Raw genomic sequence first — 7,575 nt, 5'->3', positions numbered from 1 at the left:
ACCTGCCGCTGCAGGTCGACTATAATCGCGAGCCCTTCGGCCGCGCCAATGCCGGCAAGGACGCGACCTTCAGTCTCGCCGATCTGGTCGCCCATGCCGCCAAGACCCGGCCTTTATGCGCCGGCACGATCATCGGTTCCGGCACCGTGTCCAATCAGGGACCCGACGGCGACCCCGGCAAGCCGGTCAGCGAAGGCGGCCTCGGTTACAGCTGCATCGCCGAAATCCGGATGATCGAAACCATCAACGACGGCGCGCCCAAGACACCGTTCATGAGCGCTGGCGACACCGTGAAAATCCAGATGCTGGATGCGGATGGTCATTCGATCTTTGGCGCGATCCGGCAGGACGTTGTCGCGGTTTGATGGGGTTTGATTTCCACAGGTAATGCGGAAAGTGTAGAAAACGCGGGAGGCATAAGCCCTGCCAGACGTTCAGCCTGCAGGAGCCGTCCCGCGACCACGCGTCCGTCCGCCGATCAGGAAATGCAGCGGCACCGCGACGAGGATCAACAGGATGCCGAGGCCGCCCGCTTCCAAGCCGGTTCCATAGAGCACCCAACAGCAGAAGCCGAGGCCAACCACCGCCAGGGCTCGCTGAATACGCACCATCAGAGCGGCGATGCAAACGGCTGCGTAAAACCAGATCGCCGAAGCGGTCGTCAGTCGCAGCAGGAAGTCCAGCACTCTCTCGCCAATTCCTGTAGAACTAGCCAGCATCAGTATAATCGTCAGCAGGCTGCCCAGTAGCAAGGGTCGCGCAGCCACGTCGTGGCTGTTGGTCGGCGCCATATATTCGGGCAGCTGGCCGTCGCGGACCAAGCCCAGCGGAAGCTCGCCCAGGAACAAGATTAAGCCATTGATACAACCGATCGCGGATATCGCAGCGAATAATGCAACGGCATCACCGGCCCACGGACCAAGAAAACGGGTGACGAAATAGGCGATCGGGGCAGAGCTGGCATATAATTCGTCCGCCGGACTTGCCATCATGATACCGGTGCTCACGATCATATAGATTGCAAGAACCAGCGCGAGGCCCAGCAATGTACCACGCACGACGTTGCGAGCCGGGTCGCGTACCCGTTCCGCCACCAGGCCCGCGGATTCGAAACCGAGCAGGGCAAAAAATGTAATGGCCAGCGCCGGCGTCAGCAACCCGGCCGAAAAGGGAGCTAGCGGAGCCTGACTATAGGTGGCGGGAGCGCTCACGGCGAGCCACGCGACGATTCCAATGACAACGACGAGCGGTACGAGTTTGAGCAACGTAGCGGCCACCTGAAAATTGCCGGCATTGCGCACGCTGCGGATATTGATAGCGGTCAATGCGGCAACGATTGCCGTTCCGCCAATGGCTTGCTCCAGGGGTCCGTGGGGAAGCGATGGGATCAGATGCAGCAAATAGGCTGCACCGGCCATGGCGACCACCGCCATGCTGCACACTATGGAAACCCAGTAACTCCAGGCGATCACCCGCCCCGGAAGCAGCCCGAGAATGTCGCCGCAGATCGTCAGGATACTGGGCTCGTCGGACCGCTGGATCGTTAGATCGGCGATGATACGGGCGATAGCCAATACGCCAATACCGCCGACAATCCAGCTAACCGCACCGGTCCAGCCCAGCGGCGCAAGCTGGCCGGGCAGAACAAAAATACCCGCACCAATCATCGTACCCACGACCATCGCAGTCGCCGTCCAAACACCGAAAGGTCTTTCCAATTGGGCCATGTAACTTGTCCCCCCGGACGGAGACTTGCATGTAACTTTCTTTTTTAAAAGAAAATTATTGAATCGGGAGGTTCCGGCAGACCCATCCGGTCAAAAATTGATATGGGCGTAAGCAGTTTTGAAACCGAATGCTTAACGGCTTTGAGATGTCGAACTTCATCGATAAAATGAATGCAACCGGGGCGTTAGCCGAACGACAGCCTCTGCTTCCGCAATTATTGCTTGTGCGCGCAGAAAGCACAGCAGATTTACTCCCCGTACTTGATGCGAAGCACCCTCACACCGGCACCGCCGTCTCATATTTGATCCGCTCCATCGCGAAGCTCGCCGACACATCGGACAAAGGCACCGCCTTGATCAGTTTCTTGTACACCCGGTCATAGTCGGCGACATCGCGGACCAGCAGTTTGAGCATATAATCGACCTCGCCCGCCATCCGGTAGAATTCGACCACTTCCTCGATCGAAGAGGCGGCCGCCGCGAATTTCTCCAGCCATTTGTCGCTATGGTCGCTGGTCCGCACGGCGACGAACACGGTCATCGACAGGCCGACCGCTTCCGGATCGACAATCGCCACCCGGCGGGCGATGATCCCGTCCGCCTCCATCCGCTTGATCCGCCGCCAGCAGGCATTGGTCGAGAGGCTGAGCTGTGCCGCGAGATTTTCCAGCGACAGGCTGGCATCGCGCTGCAAGGCTTTCAGGATATTGCGGTCATTATCATCAATATTTTTAGTTTCTTTGGTCATATCCAGATTATTATCACGTTATTCGTGCAATGATACCAAATATTGACAAGGATTTCCCGCCCGACTGGCTTCATATGTGAAGGCAGATGATGACAGGGGAAGATATGATGCTGGATTTTGTAGGCCGGGCGCGCGATGACAAGCTGCAGTCGCTGTCGGCTCTGATCGGCAATACGCCGATGATCAAGATTCTGGCGCGCTGCGAGGGGCAGGATGTCACCGTCTACGCCAAGGCGGAAATGTTCAACCTGTCCGGCAGCATCAAGGACCGGATGGCGCTGGCGATCCTGCAGGATGCGATGCGGCGCGGCGATTTGCTGCCCGGCCAGATGATTGTCGAGGCGACCAGCGGCAATAGCGGCATCTCCTTTGCCGCCATCGGCTGCGCCCTCGGCCATCCCGTCACCATTTTCATGCCCGACTGGGTCAGCGCCGAACGGCGAGCGATGCTGGCCATCTATGGCGCGGATGTGCGTCTGGTCTCGCGCGAACAAGGCGGCTTTCTCGGCTGCCTCGCCGCTGCCGAGGAACTGGGCGCGCAGGGCGCTTATATGCCGCGCCAATTTTCCAACCCGGTCAATGCCGACGAACATGCCGAAGGCACCGGCCCCGAACTATGGCAGCAGGTAACTGCCGACGGCGGCACGCTCGGCGGCTTTGTCGCTGGCGTCGGTACCGGCGGCACGGTCATGGGCATGGGCCGCTATCTGAAAGGCCGCGACGCAAGCATCGCCGTCCATCCGGTCGAGCCGATTGAATCACCCACATTGTCGGTCGGCCACAAATGCGGGCAGCACCGGGTGCAGGGCCTGTCGGATGAATTCATCCCGGCGATCCTCAACCTGTCCGAACTGGACGGCGTGATCGGCGTGAACGACGGCGACGCGATCCTGATGGCGCAGAAGCTCAACAAGGAATTCGGTCTCGGCGTCGGCATCTCCAGCGGCATCAATCTGGTCGCCGCAATCCGAGTAGCTCTGCAGCAACCAGTCGCCGCTGACGGCACCCGCAAGGCGGTCGCGACCATCTTCGCCGACAGCAACAGCAAATATCTGTCGACCGATCTGGCGAAGGAAGAACCCTGCCGGGATTGCTATCTAACCCCGAAAATCGAACTGCTGGATATGCAGACTATCCGCTGAGCGTCGCAATATTGCGGTCATCCGCGGTGACGACATCGACGGCCAGTCCGATCAGGTCCGTATCTTCCGGCGCGTCCGGCAAGATTCCGATAGCGGGCAAGCCCTGCTCGTCTTCCAGCCAGACGCTGGCCGCGCCGCGGCTGGCCTTGCCATAAGGCATGGCATAGCTTTTGATCACCGCCTTGCCGTTGAAAAAATGGTCTGCTTTGACATGGTCCGGTTTCGGAATCCGCACCGGTGCGGCGATCCGGTCCGGTGTCCAGCCGCCAGCGACGGGCTGTGCCGCATAGATGCCGACCGATTCCTTATTGATCACCCCGCCGTTGGCAGAGATCATGCCCGGCTTGCTGCCATCCTCGCGCAGCGCCTCGACCAACGCAACCATCCCGTGGGCGCTATAGCTGTTGCCGGGTCCGCCGAAAAAGCTGAGCCCGCCGGTTAGCGTATAGGAAGACAATGACCGGTCCGGCGAACCGAGCGCGTCCATCGCCAGCGACACCGCAACAGGGAAGCAGCTGTAAATATCAATCGGGCCGAGATCACCGGCCTCCACTTCCGCCAGTTCCAGTGCCTTGGGAAAAGCGACCTGCATCGCCGGCGAAACCGACAGATCGTCCTGCAGGCTCATCAACGGCACGCTGGCATCGGCAGCGCTGTGGAGATAAATCATCTTTTCTTCGGCGACACCCATTTCCGCGGCATGACCGGCCGTGGTCAAGATTACCGCAGCGCCCAGTTCGACCGCATCCTGCGCCACCATCCAGCGGCGGAAGGGATCGTTGAGCCGGTAATTGCCATGATCGTCGGCGAGCAATTCCTCCGCCGTCCATTTCCGCGCAAATTGTGCATGCTGGCGAGACAGCGACACGCCGGCAAAGGCCTCCCACAATTCGGCCATGCTCTGTGCATAGCTGTCGCGATCCATTCCCAGCCGGGCACGGCGGGCATTCTCGACAATGCCATAGGCCATCGGCATGCTGATAATCCCCTGCCGCCATTCATAGGCAGTGAGCATCTTGTCTTCGTCGGTCTTGAGATCGATCATGTCGCGGGTCGCTGGCTGGTTCCAATCGAGCTTGTGACCGCTGCGCCGCGCCCGTTTGACGGTTCCCATATTCTCTGCGCTCGAGAGCATCACCGCTTTATACTCGCCGCTATGGACCTGGGCCGCGAGCTTGTTGAGATGTTTCTGCGGGCTCTGGCCACCGACATCGCCGTATAGCAGGGTTGCCGGATTAAGACCGGACGCCGTGGCGACCGCTTCGGGGTGATTCTCCGGCGAACCAAATTCATGTGGTAGACCGCTATCATGGAACAACCGAATCGACAGCAGGCAATCGATCGACGCCGCCAGCTTGTCCGCTGCTCCGCTGTCCGCCAATGCCGCCCTGATCGCTGCCGCCGCAAGATCAACCGTCGAAGGCCATTCCAGCCCCAGAGATCCGCCGCTTGCTTCCCCCACACCAACCAACACCGGAGCCTTCGGATCCACCAAAGCCATATAAAATCCCCAAAAATAAACAGTTCATCAATCGATTAAACATGATAACAGACAAGGGAAACAATGCACCTAAATAAATTGGGGACTATCGAATGAGCGGATGGCCAGAGCTGAAATGGGAAACCGAACCGACCGGTCCGCTCAAGGGTCTCAAGATCGTCGATATGTCGACCGTCGTTCTCGGCCCCTTCGCGACTCTCAACTTTGCCGACATGGGCGCGGACGTCATCAAGATCGAAAATGGCGAGGGCAAATTCGCCGGCGACATGATGCGCCATGCCGGTGACAGCCCGACCGGAGATCTCGGCCCGATCTTCTCATCGCTCAACCGCAACAAGAAATCCGTCACACTCAACGGTAAGGACGACGATGACAAGGCGGTCATTCTCGAACTGCTCAAACATGCCGACGTGTTTTTCCACAATGTCCGGCTCGCTGGCATGGCGCGTCTGGGGCTCGACTATGAAAGCGTCAAGGCGATCAACCCCGCTATCGTCTATGTCCATTGCGCCGGTTTCGGCCAGGGCGGCGAATATGAAAAACGCCAGGCCTATGACGACCTGATCCAGTGCGCCTCCGGCTTCGCCAGCCTGTTCGAAATGCGCGGAGACAGCGGGCGGCCACTTTATATGCCGTCGCTGGTGGCCGACAAGACCATCGGTCTGTTCGCGGTCAACGCGACGCTCGCGGCGATGTATCACAAGGAAAAGACCAGCGAAGGACAATTTGTCCAGGTGCCGATGTTCGAAGCCTTCACCTGGTTCAACATGGTCGAGAATCTGTGGGGCGAGACCTTCATCCCCGGCAACGGCAAGATGGCTTATACAAGATCGATCAATCCCAATCGCAAGCCTTACCCGACCAAGGACGGCTATATCGGACTGGTCCCCTATAGCGACGCGCAATGGGAAAAATTCTTCGAACTCGGCGGCAAGCCCGGTGTGTTCGAGGAACCGCGCTTCGCCACCTATAAAGAGCGCACAAAGAATATTACCGCGCTCTATGCGTTGATCGAGGAAATCGCCGCGACCAAGACCACCGACGAGTGGCTGCCCTTGCTCGACGAACATAATATCCCGGCGATGCGCTATAACAAGATCACCGATGTTCTTGACGATCCGCATCTCAAGCAGGTCGGTTTCTGGCAGGAACGGGAGGGACCGAAGATCGGCAAATATCGGACGATCAAACATCCGGTCCATTATTCCGCCAGCCCGGCGAATATCTATGCCGACCCGCCGACACTCGGCGCGGATAATGACGAAATACGGGGTGCCCTCGGCATGCCCGCCAATGACGAATGATAATGATGAAACAGGACGAGGTCTAAACCATGAATTTTGATTTTTCTGACGATCAGAAGTTTCTCCGCGATGAAGCACGCAAGTTTCTCGAGGCACAATGCACCAGCGCGCATGTCCGCGCCGTGCTCGATGATGAAAATATGAGCCACAATGACGGCGTGTGGAAAAAGATTGTGGAAATGGGCTGGCTCGGCGCCGCCATTCCCGAAGAATATGGCGGACTTGGTCTCGGCATGCTCGAGCTTTGCGTGATCGCAGAGGAACTGGGCCGCGTTCTCGCCCCCGTGCCCTTCGGATCATCGGCCTTTTTCTTTGCCGAAGCGCTGAAACTGGCTGGTAGCGAAGAACAGAAGCTGGAACTGCTGCCCAAGGTTGCCGACGGCAGCATCGTCGGCTGTATCGCGATCAGCGAAGGACCGGGCGAGATCAAAGCCGGCAATGTCGCGACCCGTCTCAACGGCAGCACGATAGCAGGCAAGAAAATCCCGGTGACCGATGGCGACATTGCCACCCATGCGGTGGTGCTGGTCAAAGACGGCAGCGGCGAAAGCCTGGTGATTGTCGACCTCACCCAGAGCGGCGTGTCGCGCGAACCGATCAAGACGCTCGAACCGACCCGCAGCCACGCTACGATCAACTTTGAGGGCGCGGAAGCCGCGCTGCTCGGCGAAGCGGGCAATGGCATGGCGCTGCTCGACCAGATCAATGATCGCGCAGCGGTATTGCTCGCCTTCGAACAATTGGGTGGCGCGTCGCGCTGTCTCGAAATGGCCAATGCCTATGCCAAGGAACGCGTCGCTTTTGGCCGGGCCATCGGCGGCAATCAGGCGATCAAGCACAAGCTCGCCGACATGTATGTCAAAAACGAAGTCGCTCGCTCCAACGCTTATTATGGCGCCTGGGCATTATCCAGCAACGCGGTGGAACTCCCCGAAGCGGCAGCTGCAGCGCGGGTCGCGGCGTCGGAAGCCTTCTGGTTTGCGTCAAAGGAAAATATCCAGACGCACGGCGGCATGGGCTTCACCTGGGAGGTGGATTGCCACCTCTTCTACCGCCGCGCCAAATTGCTCTCCGTACAAGCGGGCAGCCCGGCGGTCTGGAAAGAGAAATTGGTCAGCGCGCTCGAAGCTAAAAACGGTTAGAAGGAATTAGA

Annotated in this window: 7 protein-coding genes; 4 read left to right on the top strand and 3 right to left on the bottom strand. The window is 58.9% G+C overall.

Annotated elements, in window-relative coordinates; all coding sequences use genetic code 11:
- Positions 1-365, top strand: a 365-nt coding sequence (locus V7680_RS09230) for a fumarylacetoacetate hydrolase family protein (protein ID WP_335653003.1), incomplete at its 5' end; no start/stop codon positions are given.
- 69 nt (positions 366-434) lie between these two features.
- Here the strand turns inward: V7680_RS09230 and V7680_RS09225 are convergent.
- Both V7680_RS09225 and V7680_RS09220 read right to left on the bottom strand, forming a co-directional pair.
- The gene (locus V7680_RS09225; protein ID WP_335653002.1) at positions 435-1,727 is read right to left on the bottom strand and encodes an APC family permease; all 1,293 of its coding nucleotides are present in this window, start codon (positions 1,725-1,727) and stop codon (positions 435-437) included.
- A gap of 277 nt (positions 1,728-2,004) precedes the next feature.
- Positions 2,005-2,475 carry an Lrp/AsnC family transcriptional regulator gene (locus tag V7680_RS09220; RefSeq protein ID WP_335653001.1) on the bottom strand — a complete coding sequence of 157 codons (471 nt, stop codon included), beginning with the start codon at positions 2,473-2,475 and terminating at the stop codon, positions 2,005-2,007.
- A gap of 104 nt (positions 2,476-2,579) precedes the next feature.
- Here V7680_RS09220 and V7680_RS09215 point away from each other — a divergent pair, with 104 nt between their 5' ends.
- A complete protein-coding gene (locus V7680_RS09215) occupies positions 2,580-3,617 on the top strand; it encodes a PLP-dependent cysteine synthase family protein (protein ID WP_335653000.1) in 1,038 nt (345 codons plus the stop codon).
- Here V7680_RS09215 and V7680_RS09210 read toward each other — a convergent pair.
- Complete coding sequence (locus tag V7680_RS09210) at positions 3,607-5,118, bottom strand: hypothetical protein (protein ID WP_335652999.1); 1,512 nt, start codon at positions 5,116-5,118, stop codon at positions 3,607-3,609. The genes V7680_RS09215 and V7680_RS09210 overlap by 11 nt on opposite strands.
- Before the next feature lie 92 nt (positions 5,119-5,210).
- Here V7680_RS09210 and V7680_RS09205 point away from each other — a divergent pair, with 92 nt between their 5' ends.
- Both V7680_RS09205 and V7680_RS09200 read left to right on the top strand, forming a co-directional pair.
- Complete coding sequence (locus V7680_RS09205; RefSeq protein ID WP_335652998.1) at positions 5,211-6,422, top strand: CaiB/BaiF CoA transferase family protein; 1,212 nt, start codon at positions 5,211-5,213, stop codon at positions 6,420-6,422.
- A gap of 29 nt (positions 6,423-6,451) precedes the next feature.
- On the top strand, positions 6,452-7,564 hold the full coding sequence (locus tag V7680_RS09200; RefSeq protein WP_335652997.1) for an acyl-CoA dehydrogenase family protein: 1,113 nt from the start codon (positions 6,452-6,454) through the stop codon (positions 7,562-7,564).
- Positions 7,565-7,575: the final 11 nt, after the last annotated feature.

It is taken from the genome of Parasphingorhabdus sp., assembly GCF_036963705.1.
Taxonomy (GTDB): domain Bacteria; phylum Pseudomonadota; class Alphaproteobacteria; order Sphingomonadales; family Sphingomonadaceae; genus Parasphingorhabdus.
The sequence above is the reverse complement of the archived record's forward strand: the minus strand, read 5'-3'. Positions and strand labels throughout refer to the sequence as shown.

Coding starts and splice junctions, on each gene's coding strand:
- V7680_RS09210 (WP_335652999.1), bottom strand. CDS start 5,118: ATGGCTTTGGTGGATCCGAAGGCTCCGGTGTTGGTTGGTGTGGGGGAA.
- V7680_RS09215 (WP_335653000.1), top strand. CDS start 2,580: ATGATGCTGGATTTTGTAGGCCGGGCGCGCGATGACAAGCTGCAGTCG.
- V7680_RS09225 (WP_335653002.1), bottom strand. CDS start 1,727: ATGGCCCAATTGGAAAGACCTTTCGGTGTTTGGACGGCGACTGCGATG.
- V7680_RS09220 (WP_335653001.1), bottom strand. CDS start 2,475: ATGACCAAAGAAACTAAAAATATTGATGATAATGACCGCAATATCCTG.
- V7680_RS09205 (WP_335652998.1), top strand. CDS start 5,211: ATGAGCGGATGGCCAGAGCTGAAATGGGAAACCGAACCGACCGGTCCG.
- V7680_RS09200 (WP_335652997.1), top strand. CDS start 6,452: ATGAATTTTGATTTTTCTGACGATCAGAAGTTTCTCCGCGATGAAGCA.